Raw genomic sequence first — 18,624 nt, forward strand, 5'->3', positions numbered from 1 at the left:
CGATGGCTTACTGTGGCTTGCTATCGTTATTATCGGATGAATTATTTTCATCAGATTTTTCAGTTGGCTCTTCTGGTTGAGTTTCAGCTGGTTTTGCTTCAGGTTTTGATGCGCTAGTCGCTGCACCAAATGAACCTGTCACATTGTTCACTTTTTTATCCTCATCCCAGCCTGCTGGCGCACGTACTGGACGGCGGTTCATCAGATCGTCAATCATTGGCATATCGATAGTTTCATATTTCAATAATGCATCTTTCATCGCATGCAGAATATCCATATTGTCAGTTAAGGTTTTATGTGCAACCTCATAACCGCGGTCGATAATTGCTTTAATTTCTTCGTCAATGATGCGTGCAGTTTCATCTGAGTAAGTCGAGCTATGTCCTGAACGACCTAAGAATGCAGGGCCTTCTTCTTCAGAATATAACACTGGACCTAACTTGTCAGAGAAGCCCCACTGAGTCACCATTTTTCTCGCAGTACTAGTTGCTTGCTGAATATCACCTGATGCGCCGGTTGAGATTTTGTCATAACCGTAGATCAGTTCTTCCGCAATACGACCGCCGTATGTACTTGCGATATTACCTTCTAACTTCTGACGGCTTGCACTGATTTGGTCGCCTTCAGGTAAGTAGAAAGTCACACCTAATGCACGACCGCGAGGAATAATAGTCACTTTATGAACAGGGTCATGCTCTGGCATTAAGTAACCGACAATAGCGTGTCCAGCTTCATGATAAGCAGTAGATTCTTTTTGCTCTTCAGTCATCATCAGTGAGCGATGCTCTGCACCCAGCCACACTTTATCACGCGCTCTTTCGAATTCAGCCATCGTTACAACGCGTTTATTTTCACGCGCTGCAAACAGTGCAGCTTCGTTCACTAAGTTAGCCAATTCCGCACCGGAGAAACCAGGTGTTGCACGAGCCAAGATAGTTGTATCAACCGCAGGGTCGATAGGCACACGACGCATATGAACTTTTAAGATTTGCTCACGACCACGAACATCAGGTAAACCCACCACAACTTGACGGTCAAAACGACCCGGACGCAATAATGCAGGATCCAGAACGTCAGCACGGTTAGTTGCCGCGATCACGATAATACCTTCATTACCTTCGAAACCATCCATCTCAACCAGCATCTGGTTCAGTGTCTGCTCACGTTCATCGTGACCACCACCTAAACCGGCACCACGTTGACGACCAACAGCATCGATTTCATCGATAAAGATAATACAAGGCGCCGCTTTTTTTGCTTGCTCGAACATATCACGAACACGTGAAGCACCCACGCCCACAAACATTTCCACGAAGTCTGAACCGGAAATAGTAAAGAATGGTACTTTCGCTTCACCAGCAATGGCTTTAGCCAGTAATGTTTTACCTGTACCCGGCGGTCCTACCATCAGGACACCTTTAGGGATTTTACCACCGAGTTTTTGGAAACGAGCAGGTTCACGCAGGAAGTCTACGATCTCCCCTACTTCCTCTTTCGCTTCATCGCAACCCGCAACATCAGCAAATGTTGTTTTAATCTGATCTTCTGTCAGCATACGGGCTTTGCTTTTACCGAATGACATCGCCCCTTTACCGCCACCACCTTGCATTTGGCGCATAAAGAAGATCCAGACACCAATCAACAGCAGCATTGGGAACCAGGAAATGAAAATAGATGTCAGTAAGCTAGGTTCTTCTGGTGGTTCACCGACGACAGTAACATTCTTGTTTAACAAGGTGTCTAACAACTTCTCATCCTGCATAGGCAGATAAGTTGTGTAGCGGCTATTATCCGCTTTTCTGACGTTCAATTCACGACCTGTGATACGAACTTCACGTACCTGATCCTGGGCTAACTCATTGATAAACGTTGAATAATCAACTCTGCGACTATTCGAATCGCTTGGGCCAAAACTCTGGAACAAGGACATCAGAACAACTGCGATGACTAACCAGAGAATTAGGTTTTTCGCCATGTCACTCAAGGGATTAACCTCACCTTACAACTGTGTTAACAAATAACGCTCAGGGTACTATAGTTTTAGTCCTGTCGCTACAATGTATACTTCACGCGATCGTGCCCGCGAAGATTCGGGTTTACGAACTTTCACCTTCGTAAACAGGGAGCGGATATCCCTAAGGTATTCGTCAAAGCCTTCTCCCTGAAACACTTTAACGATAAAACTTCCCCCGGGAGCCAATACCGCACGGCACATATCCAATGCTAGTTCAACCAGATACATAGAGCGGGGAATATCCACTGCTGGTGTTCCGCTCATATTTGGGGCCATGTCAGACATAACCACTTGTACTTTTTTATCGCCAACTCGCTCTAACAAAGCAGCCAGTACAGCTTCGTCACGAAAATCCCCTTGGAGGAAATCCACGCCGACGATTGGGTCCATTGGTAATAGGTCACAAGCAATAATACGACCATTGTGACCGATTTGGCCGACAACATATTGCGACCACCCACCAGGAGCAGCCCCTAAATCAACAACGGTCATACCTGGTTTAAAAATCTTATCACTTTGCTGGATTTCATCCAGTTTAAACCATGCACGCGAGCGGAGCCCTTTCTTTTGTGCTTGCTGAACATATTTATCACTAAAATGTTCTTGCAACCAACGACTGGAGCTTGCCGAACGTTTTTTATTGGCCATTGCACTTTCCAACTATACTAATAGAAATACATTTCCCGACATTCTTCAAGTTACAGGGAGTTAGCTTCATTTTTTCTACCCAAGTCACATAAATAGCGCTGTTTATCGGGAGAGTGTTAACGTGCTGCCTACTTGTCACTGGATTACTTTCGGGTAATCATTAGCTGCTTCTTTACCATCGAATAAGATTAATAGATGGTGATAGTGATCAGATGGCGGTAGAATATGCCATTTTCAATACTAACCAAGCAAAAAATCGATGAATCTTAACAAAAAACAAGTTCAACACCTAAAAAGTCTCGCTCATCACTTAAACCCAGTTGTTATGATTGGCAACAATGGTTTAACTGAGGGTGTTTTGGCTGAAATCGAAGTCTCATTAACACATCATGAGCTTATCAAAGTCAAAATCGCTGGCGAAGATCGTGAAACTAAAAATTTGATCGCTGAAGCGATTGTTCGCGAAACTGGTGCAGCAAATGTTCAAGTTATCGGTAAAATTCTTGTTCTCTACCGCCCATCGGCTGAGCGCAAAATTAGTTTACCTAAATAATAACTGCTCATTTATATAAAAATGCCATTGAAAGCATGTTTTATATGACGAAAAAGGCCGCCTGCGGCCTTTCTCTCTAAATCAGTAAAATAATATAACCAATTCAGGGAAATAGGAATCAGATATACTCAACTTTAAGAATTTCGAACTCAACATCCCCGCCCGGCGTCTTAATCATTACGACATCATCAACTTCTTTACCCACTAGTCCACGCGCAATTGGTGAATTCACTGAAATTAAGTTCACTTTAATATCAGCTTCATCATCACCTACGATGCGGTAGGTTAACTCTTCATCAGTATCCAAATTCAATACGGTAACCGTCGCACCAAAGATCACTCGGCCATTATTTGCCATTTTAGTAACGTCAATCACTTGAGAGTGAGAAAGTTTAGATTCAATTTCTTGAATACGACCTTCACAAAAGCCTTGTTGCTCACGCGCCGCATGATATTCAGCGTTTTCTTTTAAATCGCCATGTTCACGAGCTTCTGCAATAGAAGCAATAATTTCAGGACGACGGACAGATTTCAGATACTCGAGCTCTTCTCTTAGCTTGTTAGCACCAAATACCGTCATTGGAATCTGTTTCATTTGATAAATACCTCTAATTCAATCCTATCTAAAAATAAGTATCTTCCTGATTTTGTAACAACAGTACACCGAACACCATGATATGTAGGGGGGTGTTCAAAAACTTAAGGTGTCAATAACTCAATCAGACCAACTTGTGCCTTATCTTATCATACTGTTCGCTATTTTAACTGAGAGTTAATAGCGGATCATCGTTTACTTTATTGGGCATTACACTTTAGTATGTGCAGTATGTCTACCCTAATGCGTGAAATATATGTCGCTATTAACATCAACCAGAAAATTAATCTTCACTTTAGGACTTGCATTCATTACTTCGCAAGCATCTGCCATCCCTATCGATGATTATAAGCAGTATCTCCCTGACGGCACTAACCTTGCTCTGGTTGCGCAGAAAGTAGGAAGTAATACCCCTCTTATTGATTATAACGCTCAACAAATGGCTCTGCCTGCCAGTACGCAGAAAGTCGTCACCGCCCTCGCTGCATTATTACAGCTAGGTCCGGACTACCGTTTCGTCACTAACTTCGAGACCAACGGAAAGCTCAATAACAATACGTTATCCGGTGATTTGGTGATTCGCTTTAGTGGTGACCCTACGTTAACACGTCAGCAAATCCGCAATATGGTCAATGCGTTAAAGCAGATTGGTATTCATAAAGTCGATGGTGATCTCATTGTCGATATTTCGGCTTTTGCAAGTCATGATAAAGCACCGGGCTGGGTATGGAATGATATGACTCAGTGCTTCAGTGCTCCACCGGCCGCTGCCATCATTGATAGAAACTGTTTCTCGGTTTCCCTTTATCCCTCAGATAAAGCTGGAGAAATGGCTTATATCAAAACAGCCAGTTTCTATCCTGTAAACATGTTTAGTGAAGTCAAAACTCTTGCTAAAGGCTCACCAGAAGCTCGCTACTGCGAGTTAGATGTGGTTCCTGGAGAATTGAATCGCTATACATTAACAGGCTGCTTAACCCAGCGTAGTGAACCATTACCGCTCGCATTTGCAGTGCAAAATGGGGCGAGCTACTCCGGCGCCATAGTCAAAAATGAGTTGCAGGTCGCGGGCATTGAATTGTCTGGCTCGGTTAAAAAACGCACCCAGCAGACGCCTCAATCACAAGTACTCGTCAAAACTGAATCCAAACCGCTGCATGACCTCTTAAAAATCATGCTGAAAAAGTCTGATAACATGATAGCAGATACGGTATTTAGAACGATTGGTCGTGATTATTACGGCGTTCCAGGTACCTGGCGCTCAGGCTCTGACGCAGTAAGGCAAGTCCTCAAACAGAAAGCGGGTATTGATTTAGGAAATACCGTGATGGTGGATGGCTCTGGCTTATCTCGCCACAATTTGATCACGCCAGCGACCATGATGCAAGTTTTGCAATTTATCGCTAAAAATGACCAGCAGCTGGATTACATTTCGATGCTACCACTTGCTGGGCATGATGGAACATTGCGCTACCGTGGTGGTTTAGATGAGGCTGGAGTCAATGGTAAGGTGTCAGCAAAAACCGGTGCATTACAGGGGGTTTATAACCTTGCAGGCTTTATTACTACCGCAAGCGGTGAAAAAGTGGCATTCGTCCAGTTCATTTCCGCGTATGCCGTGCCACAAAGCCAATATAATAGCCGCCGTGTACCTTTAGTTCGCTTTGAAAGCCGCCTCTATCGCGATCTTTACCAAAAGAACTGATCCCCCAGAGGATCCTTTTAAGATCTTCATAATAAAAAAGGCACAACCTTCGCAAGTTGTGCCTTTTTATATGACTCAAAGATAATTATTTTTGGTAGATAAATTCGACGCCTTCGTCGTCATCTTCATCCCAGTCATCATCCCAATCGTCATCAAGATCATCTGCACCAGATAGTTGCTCTTTGTGGTAATCATCCCACATAAATTCAACTTTCTCTGGTTGACTGTTTTCATCTTCAACGGCCATATCACGCGGCTGAGTATTCATGAACTCCATGATATCCCAACACAGTGCTTTCACACCTTCGTGGTTTACCGCAGAAATCATATAATACTTATCTTCCCAGCCCATACCTTTAGCAATTTCAGCTGCACGTTTGGCAGACTCTTCTTCACCTAAGATATCCACTTTGTTGAAGACTAACCAGCGTGGTTTCTGAGCCAGTTTTTCACTATATTTTTCTAACTCACCCACAATGATCTTGGCATTTTCCACCGGATCAGATTCATCGATTGGGCAAATGTCGATAAGATGCAGCAGTACGCGGCAACGCTCTAAGTGCTTCAGGAATTGGATCCCAAGTCCTGCTCCTTCCGCAGCACCTTCGATCAATCCTGGAATATCTGCAACCACAAAGCTCTGCTCGTTATCCATACGTACCACGCCGAGGCTTGGAACCAAAGTTGTAAATGGATAGTCAGCAACTTTTGGCTTCGCTGCTGATACTGAACGAATAAATGTGGATTTACCGGCATTCGGCATACCCAGCATTCCGACGTCAGCAAGTAACATCAGCTCTAATAAGATTTCGCGCGTTTCACCTTTCGTTCCCATGGTACGCTGGCGCGGTGCACGGTTAACAGAAGATTTAAAACGAGTATTACCAAGCCCATGGAAACCGCCTTTAGCGACCATATGGCGTTGATCGTGACGAGTCATGTCACAGAGTACTTCATTAGTGCCAAGATCGCGTACACGCGTTCCTACAGGGACTTTAACCGTGATGTCTTCACCACGCTTACCCGTACACTCACGGCTTTGACCATTTTGACCACGTTCTGCACGAAATGATTTTTCAAAACGGTAGTCAATCAGTGTGTTGAGGTTTTCGTCTGCCTGTAAATAGACATCACCACCGTCACCACCGTCACCACCGTCAGGTCCACCTTTCGGGATATATTTTTCACGGCGGAAGCTGACACAACCATTGCCACCATCTCCTGCCACGACCAAAATTTTGGCTTCATCTACAAATTTCATAATTCTTTCTCCGTCTGCTGGCCATTATAGTGCCTGATGGCGGTATTACCCAGAGATGGCATATTCTGAATATAAAAAGCCCCGCAAAAGGTTTTTGCAGGGCTTTAATTCAAAAATTAAAAGTCAGAAAACTTATTCAGCTTCGATGCTGATAAATTTACGATTGTTAGGACCTTTAACTTCAAATTTAACTTTACCGTCCGCTAATGCGAACAGAGTGTGGTCACGGCCACAACCAACGTTGTTACCTGCGTGGAACTTAGTACCACGTTGACGAACGATGATGCTACCTGCTAATACAGCTTCACCACCAAAACGTTTAACACCTAAACGTTTTGCTTCTGAGTCACGACCGTTACGAGTCGAACCACCAGCCTTTTTGTGTGCCATTAATCTGCTCTCCTAAATCTTAAGCGATGACAGTGATCTTAACATCAGTGAACCACTGACGGTGACCTTGCTGCTTACGGCTGTGTTTACGACGACGGAACTTAACGATTTTAACTTTATCGCCACGACCGTGTGCAACCACTTCCGCTTTCACTTTAACGCCTTCAACGATAGGAGCACCGATTTGGATCTCATCGCCATTAGCAACCATCAGAACGTGATCAAATTCAACAGTTTCACCTGTTGCGATGTCCAGCTTTTCTAGGCGGACAGTTTGACCTTCGCTAACTCGGTGTTGTTTACCACCACTTTGGAAAACCGCGTACATATTAACTCCGCTTTCCGCGTACTCGCTAAATATTTCAATTCCAGAGCACGCTATAAAATATTCACAATAGGGCGCGAATTCTACGCAAAAAAGCAGCAGAACACAAGCCTATAATGCAGTTAGATTACAAAAAATACGACTTTTTTATCAGCCCTATCTTTTTCCGGCTGATTTCTCAGGAATATCTTTAATTGTTACTTATTTAAACATTTTTTGCATTTCACCCGATAATCTTATTATTAATAGTGTTATGCTTACGCTATTACTGTGATATCGGTTTTCCCATTTTTGGCTTAGGGAATGCCCCAAAAACTAATAATATGAATATATTACAATGAATTTAGAATCTATCGTTGAACTGACAGCCGAGGATATGTCAGCAGTAAATGAAGCAATCCTCAGCCAATTAAACTCAGACGTAGCATTAATCAATCAATTAGGTTATTACATCGTTAGCGGAGGCGGAAAAAGGATCCGTCCAATGATCGCGATCCTCGCAGGACGATCCCTAGGCTATTCTGAACATAAACATATTCAAGTTGCTGCATTAATCGAATTCATCCATACCGCCACTTTATTACACGATGATGTGGTCGATGAATCAGATATGCGTCGTGGAAAACAGACAGCTAATGCTGTATTTGGTAACGCGGCAAGCGTATTAGTAGGTGACTTTATTTATACTCGATCCTTCCAAATGATGACGGATCTTGATTCGATGCGTGTTTTAAAATTGATGTCTGAAGCCACCAACGTGATCGCTGAAGGTGAAGTTTTACAATTAATGAACTGCAACGATCCTGATATTACTGAAGAGAGCTACATGCAAGTGATCTACAGTAAAACTGCGCGTCTATTTGAAGCGGCTTCTCACGCGTCCGCTATTTTAGCCAATGCCACGCCCGAGCAAGAGAAAGCGCTGCAAGATTATGGTCGCTACATTGGGACCGCATTCCAGTTAGTTGACGATCTTCTAGATTATGATGCAGATAATACCCAGTTAGGTAAAAACACTGGAGATGATCTCGATGAAGGTAAACCAACACTACCACTGTTACATGCAATGCAACATGGTAATGCAGAAGAGTCAGCACTAATTAGACAAGCAATTGAGCAAGGAAATGGTCGCCATCTATTAGACACTGTCCTTGGTACAATGAAACGCTGCGGCTCATTAGAATACACTTACCAACGCGCTCAGGAAGAAGCTCAAAAAGCCATTGATGCTTTAAATGCCCTTGAAGACTCTGTGTATAAAGAAGCATTGATTGGTTTAGCGCACGTTGCTATTCAGCGCCATTCATAATCACCATTAGAGCTCTAAACCAATATTGAAAAGGGTGAAAACAATTTCACCCTTTTTTATGGTTATTCATCTTCTGGTTCAGGCTCTATTTTGGCCAATAACGACGATAATCCGTGACGCAAAATATATTTCACAAATATTTTGCGCTCATCATCCGTCAATTGGTAATAAGCCTCAGACCAAATTTGCAGTGCATCAACACGTTGCGCTTGATACGGTGCCGATGGCTCATGAAGCGAAAGCTGACCTTGGATCTCACTCGGCAAGCTTTCCATATAGTATTCAACGGCCTTCCCTTGAACACCTCTTTTACGACGGCTTTTCCAACCTTCCCTTCTTGCCATCAAGTTAATTCCCTGAGGTGATGATGGAAGACCTTCTAATCCTGCTAATTCTTTCGCAGTGAACCACAATTTTTTCATAATATCACTTTTACGCTTAGCTTATATTTTGCAACCTGCTTTTGTCGCTATACCAAAGTTATTTTTCTAAAAATTTATTCGATTCAATACTGTATGTAGTCTATGTATGGCTATTTTGATTAATAAGATGAATTAAAGCTAAAGCACCTTTGCGCATAATAAACGATAAGATCTTCACGCGTTCATCGTGGGAAAGCTGGTTATAAGCTTCTTGCCAAATATGCGCATGTTCATCACGTTTGACTTGATAGCCTCCCGAAGTTTCATACATCACCGAGAACTCTTCGAGATCAATGGGAACCGAGCTAATATGGTATTCCAATGCTTTTCCTTGAATTCCTCTTCGTTTTCGACTCAACCACTTTTCTCGTCTCGCCATGGCATTAATACCTTGGGTACTTGTCGGAAGCCCTTGGCGTCCAACGAGCTCTTTGGCTGTTAACCATTCCTTGTTCATTATCGACGCTCCTTGTCATTATGATGACGACTTCGATTAACTATAAACTTTCTTTATTTTCTTAATCGTTTCAATATCCATTTTTAATATTCAAATATAATAGTTAATAAATTATATCGATATTGATAGTTTCTTTTGTATATCCGCTAGTTATATCAGTAACTTTGTATTAACTATTTTATATCTATGGATTTATGGTGCTGACTAATAAATTCATTCTTTTCAAATAATTCAATACATTATTAAGAAATATAAATCTTCGCGATAAACAGAATAAATATAAGAAAATATAAAAAATAGAGAGCTAACTAAAATGAGTTAGTTTTATTTTCAAAGTGTTAGCTAAATTCACAATAATCATCTGAATCTTTCCGTTATTTTCATAAAAACAACGATAGTTTCATAAAAATGAACTTTCAGAAAAAATCAGAAATTATTATTGGGAAATTCTGTTATTTTATTTCCAATAACAGAACGATTGCACTGAATGTATCACAATACTCTGTTAGATGTACCACTAACTCTACATGATTCTGAGTGAAAAAAGGATTAAAAAATGATGTTACGGAAATCAAACTGGCACCCAGCAGATATCATTGCAGCTTTACGCAAACGTGGAACAACCCTAGCGGCGATTTCTCGTGAAGCAGGGCTTAGCTCGTCAACGCTCGCGAATGCGCTATCGAGACCTTGGCCAAAAGGAGAATGGATCATCGCAAACTTTTTAGGTATTCATCCATCAGAAATCTGGCCTAGTCGCTATTACGATCCAATGACGGGTGATTTATTAGAAAGAAAAGTTCGAGAAAAGCCAAAGAAAATCGAGGAAACAAGCGAATTAGAAAACAGGGAGCCAGAAAAAGAACATATCTAATATCAGTCGCTATTTTTGATCAGAACTGAAAGATAAAGCCCATTATTATTTTCTTTAAAAACAGCAAGATTAATTCATTGTACCTTCAAGGGGTTTCCCCTTATTTTGATAAGTGAAAATTTATCGAGTATAAAAATAAAGGGCGGAATCGCATGAAAGCAACTCCGCCCTTATTTAAGCGCGAATTCTTAATTGGTATTAGCCATTAATGAATTTTTCACCTAATTCAATATCTGCTTTCAGTACGCTTAACATATCTTTCAGTGCTTTCTCTTCAAATGCACTTAATTTACCAATTGGTAAATGTTTTTCGATACCGTTTTTACCTAATACAACAGGTTGAGCGAAGAAGCGAGCGTGTTCGCCTTCACCTTCAGTGTATACACACTCAACCACATTGCTTTCACCTTGTAGACCACGGATCAAAGATAAGCCCAGGCGTGCTGCCGCTTGGCCCATAGACAGTGTTGCAGATCCGCCACCCGCTTTAGCTTCAACCACTTCAGTACCTGCGTTTTGAATACGCTTAGTCAGTGCTGAGATCTCTTCATCAGTGAAGCTAACACCAGGAATTTGAGACAGTAATGGCAGGATTGTCACGCCTGAGTGACCACCGATAACTGGCACTTCAACTTCGTGAGTTTTCTTACCTTTTAATTCAGCAACGAAAGTATTTGAACGGATGATATCCAGTGTCGTTACACCGAACAGACGGTTTTTATCATACACGCCAGCTTTCTTCAGAACTTCAGCTGCGATAGCAACGGTTGTATTCACTGGGTTAGTAATAATACCAATCAGTGCTTTCGGGCAGGTGACCGCGATTTGTTGAACAAGGTTACGTACAATACCTGCGTTCACATTGAACAGGTCAGAGCGATCCATACCTGGCTTACGTGCAACACCCGCAGAAATTAATACTACGTCCGCACCTTTCAGCGCTGGGGTTGCATCTTCACCCGCAAAACCAACCACTTTAACGTCGGTAGGGATGTGGCTTAAGTCAGCGGCAACACCTGGTGTTACTGGCGCGATGTCGTAGAGGGAGAGTTCTGAACCTGCTGGGAGCTGGTTTTTGAGAAGAAGGGCGAGAGCCTGACCGATACCACCTGCTGCACCTAGGACTGCAACTTTCATTCTAAAACTCCTTAATTGTACTTTAAAATATATGAATTCATCTGACTACGCACTAAACACATTACTTATAAAAAACAATTCTTTAACAGTTAGAGAGAAGTGTTAACGCGAGATAAATCACCAACACAATAGTCCTATTCTAAACAAATTCCTTATCTGTTAATGAGATAACGGACACTTTTTTAACAAATAGTTTTTATTGCTATTGCATTTAACATTAAACCCAATTTTATTTGACGATTTATTCAGCACCGATTAATTATTTAACAATTTTTTCACAGTAACTTATTGTTAAATCAATTTATTTTTAAGTTAAATTTCGAACCAACAATTTAAGATAAACCCCTTCTTATTACCAGAAAAGACTTCTCTAAAATTGCTCATTAAACACTCAAAAAATCAATTTTCTTGCATAAAAATGCACTTTTCAACATAATACAACTCAGTTTAATACCAAAAGATGGGTTAATTATGCGCACTATGTCGAAACAAGAAGACTTGGTAAAAGCCTTTAAGGCACTCCTTAAAGAAGAAAAATTCAGTTCACAAGCCGAAATTGTGATCGCTCTTCAAGAACAAGGCTTCGAAAACATTAATCAATCTAAAATTTCCAGAATGTTGACAAAGTTTGGTGCAGTACGTACCCGCAACGCAAAAATGGAAATGGTGTATTGCTTACCAACCGAGCCTGGTGTCCCCACTGCCACCAGCCCGCTGAAGAATTTAGTTCTGGATGTTGATTACAACCATTCTGTTGTTGTGATCCGTACCAGCCCAGGAGCAGCACAGTTAATTGCCCGCCTGTTAGACTCTTTAGGCAAAGCTGAAGGCATCTTAGGCAGCATCGCTGGCGATGATACAATTTTCTCAACGCCAACCAACGATTTCACAACGCGTGAACTGTACGAAGCCATTTTGGTGCTTTTCGAACAAGAACTTTAGTCCTTTCGAAAAATTTTAGATATCGAAAAAGAGGGAACCCAGTTCCCTCTTTTTATTTTTAATTCTATAGTGACGCGTCTTCCACTGATTCATATCGAGATAAGCCCGTGTTATTTGAGATTTTACGGAATATCGTTCACTACGGTTTCCATTTTTTAGTGCCCTTTTTATTTGGCTATTTATTTTGGCGAAAAAACTGGAAGCTTGCTGGGCTCTTAATGGTTTCCACCATGGCTATCGACCTTGATCACCTTCTCGCCGATCCTATTTTCGATCCTGATCGTTGTGGCGTAGGCTTCCACCCTATGCACACTATTTGGGCTGCTATTGCTTATGTCGTCTTATTCTTCTTTCCTTCATGGAAACTCAAAGCTATCGCCGTCGGCTGCCTGTTTCACTTATTTACAGACTCGGTGGATTGTTATCTTGGAAGTGTTAAAAAAGAGATGCAAGGCACTGTATTAAGCTGCTCCGGGCAACCAGAACGCGTAAGCGTCGAGCTACCTCAGCAGCTATAATGAAAAAAGCCCTAACTGAAGTTAGGGCTTTAATTCACGATATCGCTTATAGACTACTCGTCAGATTTGGCTTCGGCTTTATGTTTTAGCCCTGCCAGCAGTTTTTCATGAATACCACCAAAACCGCCATTACTCATCACCAAAATATGGTCACCGGGCTGAGCCGTCTCCACCACCATATTAGCGAGAGTATCAATATCTGCGTGCCAACGCGCAGGCTGCACACAATGCTCTGCAATTTCTGTGACCATCCACGGAATATTGCTAGGTTGGAATAAGAAGACTTCATCTGCACGCCCTAAAGCGGGTGCGATATCATTCTTACTGATCCCCATTTTCATGGTATTTGAACGAGGTTCCAGCACAGCAATAATACGAGAAGTACCGCCTACTTTACTACGTAATGCTTCTAACGTCGCTAAAATTGCCGTTGGATGATGCGCGAAGTCATCATAAACACTGACATTATTTTCAACACCACGTAACTCAAGACGGCGGCGGGCGTTAATAAATTTATCTAACGCTAAGCAAGCTTCTTTCGCCGGTACGCCAACATGGTGCGCAGCGGCAATCGCCATCAAGCCATTTTGGATATTATGATTACCTACTTGCGACCAGTTTACTTCACCCACTTTTTGCTGCTGGTAATATACTTCGAACTGGCTGCCATCATGATTGAGTTTCACGGCATGCCACTCACCGTTTTCTCCCACCAATTCTTGTTCACTCCAACACCCCATGTTCATCACTTGCTTGAGATTATTGTCGTTACTTGGCATAAAGATTTTGCCGCTACTTGGCACAATGCGAACCAGGTGATGAAATTGTTTTTGAATCGCTTCGAGATTTTCAAAAATATCCGCGTGATCGAATTCGAGGTTATTCAAAATCAGCGTTTTCGGGCTGTAATGCACGAATTTAGATCGCTTATCAAAGAATGCGCAATCATACTCATCCGCTTCAATAACAAAGAAAGGGCTTTTACCAATCTGGGACGAAACATCAAAGTTCCCCGGAACACCGCCAATCAGAAAGCCAGGTTCATAACCACAGTCTTGCAGGATCCACGCCAGCATCCCCGCGGTTGTTGTTTTACCGTGAGTCCCTGCAACGGCTAATACCCAGCGCTCAGGAAGGACATGGTCATGGAGCCATTGTGGTCCAGAAGTATAAGATAAACCACGTTCTAATACGGCTTCAACACAGGGATTTCCACGGGTCATCGCATTCCCAATCACCACCATATCAGGGGCTGGCTCTAACTGCGCAGGGTCGAATCCTTGAATTAGTTCAATGCCTTGTTTTTCAAGCAATGTACTCATCGGTGGGTAGACGTTTGCGTCAGACCCAGTCACTTTGTGCCCTAACGAACGAGCCAAAATGGCTAAGCTGCCCATAAAGGTTCCGCATATGCCTAAAATATGTATGTGCATTCTTTTCCATCCAATAGCATGAGGTTTGTCACTATTCTACTCATCAATCACAGGTTTATAAATGTATTAGCCTATTAATCTTTTCTTTATTTAGATAAACTCTCCGCCCGAGGGTACAATAAAGACCCGCAAATTTCTGTCAATTTTATTCAGGACCTTCGTCATGAAAACATTAGGCGAATTCATCGTCGAAAAGCAACAAGATTTTCCTCATGCAACAGGTGAGCTGACTGCATTACTGTCAGCAATCAAACTGGGCGCTAAAATTATCCATCGTGATATTAACAAAGCTGGACTCGTTGACATTCTCGGCACAAGCGGTGTTTCGAATGTTCAAGGTGAAGTTCAGATGAAGCTTGACCTGTATGCAAACGAAAAACTGAAAGCGGCTTTGAAAGCGCGCGGAGAAGTCGCCGGTATCGCCTCAGAAGAAGAAGATGAAATCGTCATTTTCGAAGGTGATCGTGCAGAAAACGCGAAATATGTCGTTTTAATGGACCCTCTGGATGGTTCTTCGAATATCGATGTAAACGTTTCCGTTGGAACAATCTTCTCTATCTATCACCGTATTACCCCAATTGGTCAACCAGTTACAGAAGCTGACTTCTTACAACCAGGTAACCGCCAAGTTGCTGCTGGCTATGTGGTTTACGGTTCATCAACTATGCTGGTATACACCACCGGTTTCGGCGTTCATGCCTTCACCTACGACCCATCATTAGGTGTATTCTGTCTGTCTCATGAAAAAGTCATGTTCCCAGCAGAAGGTAAAATGTATTCCATTAACGAAGGTAACTACATCAAGTTCCCTATGGGCGTTAAGAAATACATCAAATATTGCCAAGAGCAGGATGAAGCAACCCACCGCCCATATACCACGCGTTATATCGGCTCTTTAGTGGCGGACTTCCATCGTAACTTACTCAAAGGCGGTATTTATATTTACCCAAGCACCGCTAGCCACCCTACCGGTAAACTGCGCCTTCTGTACGAATGCAACCCAATTTCATTCTTAGCAGAACAAGCGGGCGGTAAAGCAAGTGATGGTACTAACCGTGTGTTAGACATCATCCCAACTAAGCTGCATCAACGTGTGCCGTTCTTTGTGGGAACGAAAGCCATGGTTGAGAAAGCGGAATCCTTCATGCGTGAGTACCCTGACGCAGAATAATCAAACATTCCGTTTGACCTGAAGGCGAGGCTCTCTCGCCTTTTTTGATTGAATTTCTCTCCAACTAGTGAGTTTTACCTCTCTTTGCGGCTATAATGTCCCCCACGTTATTTTAAGCACTCATAAGGATACATTTTAATGGGCCTGAACAATGTACCGGCAGGTAAAGAACTGCCTGAAGATATCTACGTAATCATCGAAATCCCAGCTAACGCTGATCCAATCAAATATGAAGTTGATAAAGAATCTGGCGCACTGTTTGTAGACCGTTTCATGTCTACTGCAATGTTCTATCCGTGCAACTACGGTTACATCAACAACACCCTATCTTTAGATGGCGACCCAGTTGACGTTTTAGTACCAACTCCATACCCATTACAACCAGGTTCAGTTATCCGTTGCCGTCCAGTTGGCGTACTGAAAATGACTGACGAATCTGGTGAAGATGCGAAATTAGTTGCTGTACCGCACACTAAACTGAGCAAAGAATACGATCACATCAAAGATGTGAACGACATTCCTGAACTGCTGCGTGCGCAAATCACTCACTTCTTTGAGCATTACAAAGATTTAGAAAAAGGTAAGTGGGTTAAAGTTGACGGTTGGGAGAATGCAGATGCAGCTAAAGCTGAAATCATCGCTTCTTTCGAACGCGCTGCAAAGAAATAATTAATCCCTTCTGTGGATAGAAAAGCACTGGTTTTGACCAGTGCTTTTTTTTACCTATACCGTCCCTTCACAATATTAATATTTTTTCACAATTTTATAATATTCAGAGATATATATCGGCAGTTATATAACCCAAAATAAAAACCAGAATTAAATTCCTGAATATTTAACAAAAATTGAATCAATCAACCACATTTATCATAAAATTCGAAATAATATTAATTAAAAACAAATATTATTCAGATTATAAATCTGTGATTAACTTATCAATATAGGAATATATTTTCTTAGTAAAAAATAACTAGAATGACTTTTAACTTATTTATTATCATAACGTTATGATAATAAACCAGATGAATTAGTCAATTTGATATTATTTAAATCAATATAGATTCAGGTGTAGAGTATTTACATAAATCATTAATTGTATAAATGTAAATGGGAGTCTAGCGTGAATCAATCAGAGCTTCTTGCTCGCCAAAGTGCGAACCTACTCACACCCGAATTCGAACAGCAGTACCACAATATTGTGGCGAACTTTTTTAGCCGCGATCCGAATAAATGGCCTATTTTTAATGACCCAAAAATCCAAGCTATCACCCAATTTCGCAAAACCACACTCGCAGACAATCAGTTAATCAATCAATATGCAAATGGCGCTCAGTGGTTCAATCAACTGGCTCTGCAGTCCCATGTCCAGCAGCAGATTAATTTACCGGGAGATCAACAAGATACCCTGCTAGCTTTTGCTTCCGCATTATGTAAAAACTGGGAAAACCCGTTGTCCGTCGAAAACGTGATTGCGATGCCTTCAGACCCTGCATTATATGGCTCTATGCTTGGTCTTTTAGGCAATCCCAACATGGTTTATTGCGAATATTCCGGCGTCGCCGATTCCATGGAAAAAACAGTGATTAAACAAGTCGCTAACTTAATTGGTTATGATGAAAATAAAGCGTCTGGATTGTTCACTCAAGGCGGAACCATGTGTAATTTATATGGTTACCTATTTGGCATTCGCAAAACATTAAAAGATTCTCGCCAACTGGGTATGTCTGTGGATCAAGACTACCGGATTATCAACTCCCAAGGCGGCCACTACTCAAATATGACTAACCTTTCATTACTGGGTGTGGATATTCAAAACAAAACCATTCGTATTAAAGTCGCCTCGGACAACACCATCGACTTGCATGACTTAGAGCAACAGATCCGCGCCTGTTATACCGTTCACTGCAAGATCCCTGTGATCTTATTAACCGCAGGTACCACTGATACCTTTGGTGTCGATGAAATAAAACAGGTTTACGAGCTGCGAAACCGCCTGTGTGAAGAGTTTGAAGTAACAGAAAAACCGCATATTCACGTGGATGCGGCGGTCGGCTGGCCAATTATTTTCTTTATTAATTATGATTTTAATACTAACCCGCTTGCGATCAATGAAGCCACACTGTTTGGATTACGCCACACTGTAGAAAAATTCAAACAGCTTAAATATGCCGATTCCATCACTATCGACTTCCACAAATGGGGCTATGTTCCTTACACCTCGAGCTTAGTGATGGTACGTGATAGCAATGATTTCAAAGCCCTTGAAAACTCACCGGAAAACTTCACGTACTTTGAGCATGATTTAGAAGGGCAAACTCACTTGCAATCCACCATTGAGTGTAGCCGCAGTGGAGTTGGGATCTTTGGCGCCTATGCAGGGCTGCATTATCTTGGCATTGAAGGGTACCAAACCATTATTGCTCACTGCCTACAAAATGCTAACTACATGCGCAACCAGTTAATTGAAATGGAAAATGCCGCAGTCATGGTGCCTCAAAACCAGGGGCCTAGTGTTGGCTTTCGCCTTTATTCCCCTAAATTGAATGCGGATCCACAGGATATTTTTAACTATGAATTAAGTTGTGCTAGCGATAAAGCTGCTTATGAAACCATGATTAGAAATAGCAAATGGCACCGCAATCTGTTCTTAACACGCGGTAAAGCGGGGCTATTCACCAATTGGGTGGATTCCATCGCCTGCTCAACTTATGCGGAACATAACCGCTTTGTTTATATACCGGGTGAAAAAGCGGTCTTTATGAACCCAACGACAGAACGCCATCATATTGATGAGTTTGTTAAAATGCTCAAAGCCATGAGCCACGCTTAACATCGATAAAAAACGCCGACCACTGAACTTTCAGTACTCG

19 protein-coding genes are annotated in these 18,624 nt (G+C 42.0%); 9 read left to right on the forward strand and 10 right to left on the reverse strand.

What is annotated here, in order from left to right; translation table 11 throughout:
* Positions 1 to 7 precede the first annotated feature (7 nt).
* Positions 8 to 1,975: an ATP-dependent zinc metalloprotease FtsH gene (gene ftsH, locus HFU86_RS17840; protein ID WP_036949042.1), complete on the reverse strand. Its 1,968-nt coding sequence runs from the start codon at positions 1,973 to 1,975 to the stop codon at positions 8 to 10.
* Between the two features lie 57 nt (positions 1,976 to 2,032).
* Positions 2,033 to 2,662, reverse strand: a complete 630-nt coding sequence (gene rlmE / locus HFU86_RS17845) for a 23S rRNA (uridine(2552)-2'-O)-methyltransferase RlmE (protein ID WP_036949039.1) — start codon at positions 2,660 to 2,662, stop codon at positions 2,033 to 2,035.
* Positions 2,663 to 2,921: 259 nt separating this feature from the next.
* Here rlmE and yhbY point away from each other — a divergent pair, with 259 nt between their 5' ends.
* Positions 2,922 to 3,215: a ribosome assembly RNA-binding protein YhbY gene (gene yhbY / locus HFU86_RS17850; RefSeq protein ID WP_036949037.1), complete on the forward strand. Its 294-nt coding sequence runs from the start codon at positions 2,922 to 2,924 to the stop codon at positions 3,213 to 3,215.
* A 118-nt stretch (positions 3,216 to 3,333) separates the two neighbouring features.
* Here the strand turns inward: yhbY and greA are convergent, their stop codons facing one another.
* The gene (gene greA / locus HFU86_RS17855) at positions 3,334 to 3,810 is read right to left on the reverse strand and encodes a transcription elongation factor GreA (protein ID WP_036949035.1); all 477 of its coding nucleotides are present in this window, start codon (positions 3,808 to 3,810) and stop codon (positions 3,334 to 3,336) included.
* Between the two features lie 256 nt (positions 3,811 to 4,066).
* On the opposite strand from greA, the gene dacB reads away from it, so the two are divergent.
* A complete protein-coding gene (dacB, locus tag HFU86_RS17860) occupies positions 4,067 to 5,515 on the forward strand; it encodes a serine-type D-Ala-D-Ala carboxypeptidase (RefSeq protein WP_132496361.1) in 1,449 nt (482 codons plus the stop codon).
* A gap of 85 nt (positions 5,516 to 5,600) precedes the next feature.
* On the opposite strand, the gene cgtA is transcribed toward dacB, so the two are convergent.
* The 3 genes from cgtA to rplU all read right to left on the reverse strand — a co-directional run bounded on the left by cgtA (position 5,601) and on the right by rplU (position 7,494).
* Entirely contained in the window at positions 5,601 to 6,776 is a 1,176-nt protein-coding gene (cgtA, locus tag HFU86_RS17865; RefSeq protein WP_036949030.1) for an Obg family GTPase CgtA, read from the reverse strand.
* 132 nt (positions 6,777 to 6,908) lie between these two features.
* The gene (gene rpmA, locus HFU86_RS17870; protein WP_004905922.1) at positions 6,909 to 7,166 is read right to left on the reverse strand and encodes a 50S ribosomal protein L27; all 258 of its coding nucleotides are present in this window, start codon (positions 7,164 to 7,166) and stop codon (positions 6,909 to 6,911) included.
* Positions 7,167 to 7,185: 19 nt separating this feature from the next.
* Positions 7,186 to 7,494, reverse strand: a complete 309-nt coding sequence (gene rplU, locus HFU86_RS17875) for a 50S ribosomal protein L21 (RefSeq protein WP_006658010.1) — start codon at positions 7,492 to 7,494, stop codon at positions 7,186 to 7,188.
* A gap of 334 nt (positions 7,495 to 7,828) precedes the next feature.
* Here rplU and ispB point away from each other — a divergent pair, with 334 nt between their 5' ends.
* Positions 7,829 to 8,800 carry an octaprenyl diphosphate synthase gene (gene ispB, locus HFU86_RS17880; RefSeq protein ID WP_036949027.1) on the forward strand — a complete coding sequence of 324 codons (972 nt, stop codon included), beginning with the start codon at positions 7,829 to 7,831 and terminating at the stop codon, positions 8,798 to 8,800.
* Positions 8,801 to 8,862: 62 nt separating this feature from the next.
* Here ispB and HFU86_RS17885 read toward each other — a convergent pair whose 3' ends face one another.
* On the reverse strand, positions 8,863 to 9,222 hold the full coding sequence (locus tag HFU86_RS17885) for a DNA-binding protein (protein ID WP_132496360.1): 360 nt from the start codon (positions 9,220 to 9,222) through the stop codon (positions 8,863 to 8,865).
* Between the two features lie 100 nt (positions 9,223 to 9,322).
* The gene (locus tag HFU86_RS17890) at positions 9,323 to 9,679 is read right to left on the reverse strand and encodes a DNA-binding protein (protein WP_132496359.1); all 357 of its coding nucleotides are present in this window, start codon (positions 9,677 to 9,679) and stop codon (positions 9,323 to 9,325) included.
* A gap of 556 nt (positions 9,680 to 10,235) precedes the next feature.
* On the opposite strand from HFU86_RS17890, the gene HFU86_RS17895 reads away from it, so the two are divergent.
* Positions 10,236 to 10,553, forward strand: a complete 318-nt coding sequence (locus tag HFU86_RS17895) for a helix-turn-helix domain-containing protein (RefSeq protein ID WP_187129774.1) — start codon at positions 10,236 to 10,238, stop codon at positions 10,551 to 10,553.
* Positions 10,554 to 10,751: 198 nt separating this feature from the next.
* Here HFU86_RS17895 and mdh read toward each other — a convergent pair whose 3' ends face one another.
* The gene (gene mdh, locus HFU86_RS17900) at positions 10,752 to 11,690 is read right to left on the reverse strand and encodes a malate dehydrogenase (protein ID WP_036949016.1); all 939 of its coding nucleotides are present in this window, start codon (positions 11,688 to 11,690) and stop codon (positions 10,752 to 10,754) included.
* 471 nt (positions 11,691 to 12,161) lie between these two features.
* On the opposite strand from mdh, the gene argR reads away from it, so the two are divergent.
* Complete coding sequence (gene argR, locus HFU86_RS17905; RefSeq protein WP_036949013.1) at positions 12,162 to 12,632, forward strand: transcriptional regulator ArgR; 471 nt, start codon at positions 12,162 to 12,164, stop codon at positions 12,630 to 12,632.
* Between the two features lie 107 nt (positions 12,633 to 12,739).
* Positions 12,740 to 13,150: a DUF6122 family protein gene (locus HFU86_RS17910; protein ID WP_132496357.1), complete on the forward strand. Its 411-nt coding sequence runs from the start codon at positions 12,740 to 12,742 to the stop codon at positions 13,148 to 13,150.
* Between the two features lie 53 nt (positions 13,151 to 13,203).
* On the opposite strand, the gene mpl is transcribed toward HFU86_RS17910, so the two are convergent.
* Positions 13,204 to 14,583: a UDP-N-acetylmuramate:L-alanyl-gamma-D-glutamyl-meso-diaminopimelate ligase gene (gene mpl, locus HFU86_RS17915; protein ID WP_132496356.1), complete on the reverse strand. Its 1,380-nt coding sequence runs from the start codon at positions 14,581 to 14,583 to the stop codon at positions 13,204 to 13,206.
* Between the two features lie 163 nt (positions 14,584 to 14,746).
* Between mpl and fbp the strand changes: the two genes are divergently transcribed.
* From fbp to HFU86_RS17930, 3 genes are all read left to right on the forward strand, one after another.
* On the forward strand, positions 14,747 to 15,754 hold the full coding sequence (gene fbp, locus HFU86_RS17920; RefSeq protein WP_132496355.1) for a class 1 fructose-bisphosphatase: 1,008 nt from the start codon (positions 14,747 to 14,749) through the stop codon (positions 15,752 to 15,754).
* Positions 15,755 to 15,892: 138 nt separating this feature from the next.
* Positions 15,893 to 16,423: an inorganic diphosphatase gene (ppa, locus tag HFU86_RS17925; protein WP_132496354.1), complete on the forward strand. Its 531-nt coding sequence runs from the start codon at positions 15,893 to 15,895 to the stop codon at positions 16,421 to 16,423.
* 451 nt (positions 16,424 to 16,874) lie between these two features.
* Positions 16,875 to 18,584 carry a pyridoxal-dependent decarboxylase gene (locus tag HFU86_RS17930; protein WP_187129775.1) on the forward strand — a complete coding sequence of 570 codons (1,710 nt, stop codon included), beginning with the start codon at positions 16,875 to 16,877 and terminating at the stop codon, positions 18,582 to 18,584.
* The last annotated feature ends 40 nt before the right edge of the window (positions 18,585 to 18,624 follow it).

Origin of the sequence: Providencia sp. JUb39 (genome assembly GCF_012272845.1) — a bacterium.
Taxonomy (GTDB): domain Bacteria; phylum Pseudomonadota; class Gammaproteobacteria; order Enterobacterales; family Enterobacteriaceae; genus Providencia; species Providencia lanzhouensis.

Excerpts from the sequence above, each read along its gene's own strand:
- ftsH (WP_036949042.1), bottom strand. The coding sequence starts at position 1,975 with ATGGCGAAAAACCTAATTCTCTGGTTAGTCATCGCAGTTGTTCTGATG.
- rlmE (WP_036949039.1), bottom strand. The coding sequence starts at position 2,662 with ATGGCCAATAAAAAACGTTCGGCAAGCTCCAGTCGTTGGTTGCAAGAA.
- yhbY (WP_036949037.1), top strand. The coding sequence starts at position 2,922 with ATGAATCTTAACAAAAAACAAGTTCAACACCTAAAAAGTCTCGCTCAT.
- greA (WP_036949035.1), bottom strand. The coding sequence starts at position 3,810 with ATGAAACAGATTCCAATGACGGTATTTGGTGCTAACAAGCTAAGAGAA.
- dacB (WP_132496361.1), top strand. The coding sequence starts at position 4,067 with ATGTCGCTATTAACATCAACCAGAAAATTAATCTTCACTTTAGGACTT.
- cgtA (WP_036949030.1), bottom strand. The coding sequence starts at position 6,776 with ATGAAATTTGTAGATGAAGCCAAAATTTTGGTCGTGGCAGGAGATGGT.
- rpmA (WP_004905922.1), bottom strand. The coding sequence starts at position 7,166 with ATGGCACACAAAAAGGCTGGTGGTTCGACTCGTAACGGTCGTGACTCA.
- rplU (WP_006658010.1), bottom strand. The coding sequence starts at position 7,494 with ATGTACGCGGTTTTCCAAAGTGGTGGTAAACAACACCGAGTTAGCGAA.
- ispB (WP_036949027.1), top strand. The coding sequence starts at position 7,829 with ATGAATTTAGAATCTATCGTTGAACTGACAGCCGAGGATATGTCAGCA.
- HFU86_RS17885 (WP_132496360.1), bottom strand. The coding sequence starts at position 9,222 with ATGAAAAAATTGTGGTTCACTGCGAAAGAATTAGCAGGATTAGAAGGT.
- HFU86_RS17890 (WP_132496359.1), bottom strand. The coding sequence starts at position 9,679 with ATGAACAAGGAATGGTTAACAGCCAAAGAGCTCGTTGGACGCCAAGGG.
- HFU86_RS17895 (WP_187129774.1), top strand. The coding sequence starts at position 10,236 with ATGATGTTACGGAAATCAAACTGGCACCCAGCAGATATCATTGCAGCT.
- mdh (WP_036949016.1), bottom strand. The coding sequence starts at position 11,690 with ATGAAAGTTGCAGTCCTAGGTGCAGCAGGTGGTATCGGTCAGGCTCTC.
- argR (WP_036949013.1), top strand. The coding sequence starts at position 12,162 with ATGCGCACTATGTCGAAACAAGAAGACTTGGTAAAAGCCTTTAAGGCA.
- mpl (WP_132496356.1), bottom strand. The coding sequence starts at position 14,583 with ATGCACATACATATTTTAGGCATATGCGGAACCTTTATGGGCAGCTTA.
- fbp (WP_132496355.1), top strand. The coding sequence starts at position 14,747 with ATGAAAACATTAGGCGAATTCATCGTCGAAAAGCAACAAGATTTTCCT.
- ppa (WP_132496354.1), top strand. The coding sequence starts at position 15,893 with ATGGGCCTGAACAATGTACCGGCAGGTAAAGAACTGCCTGAAGATATC.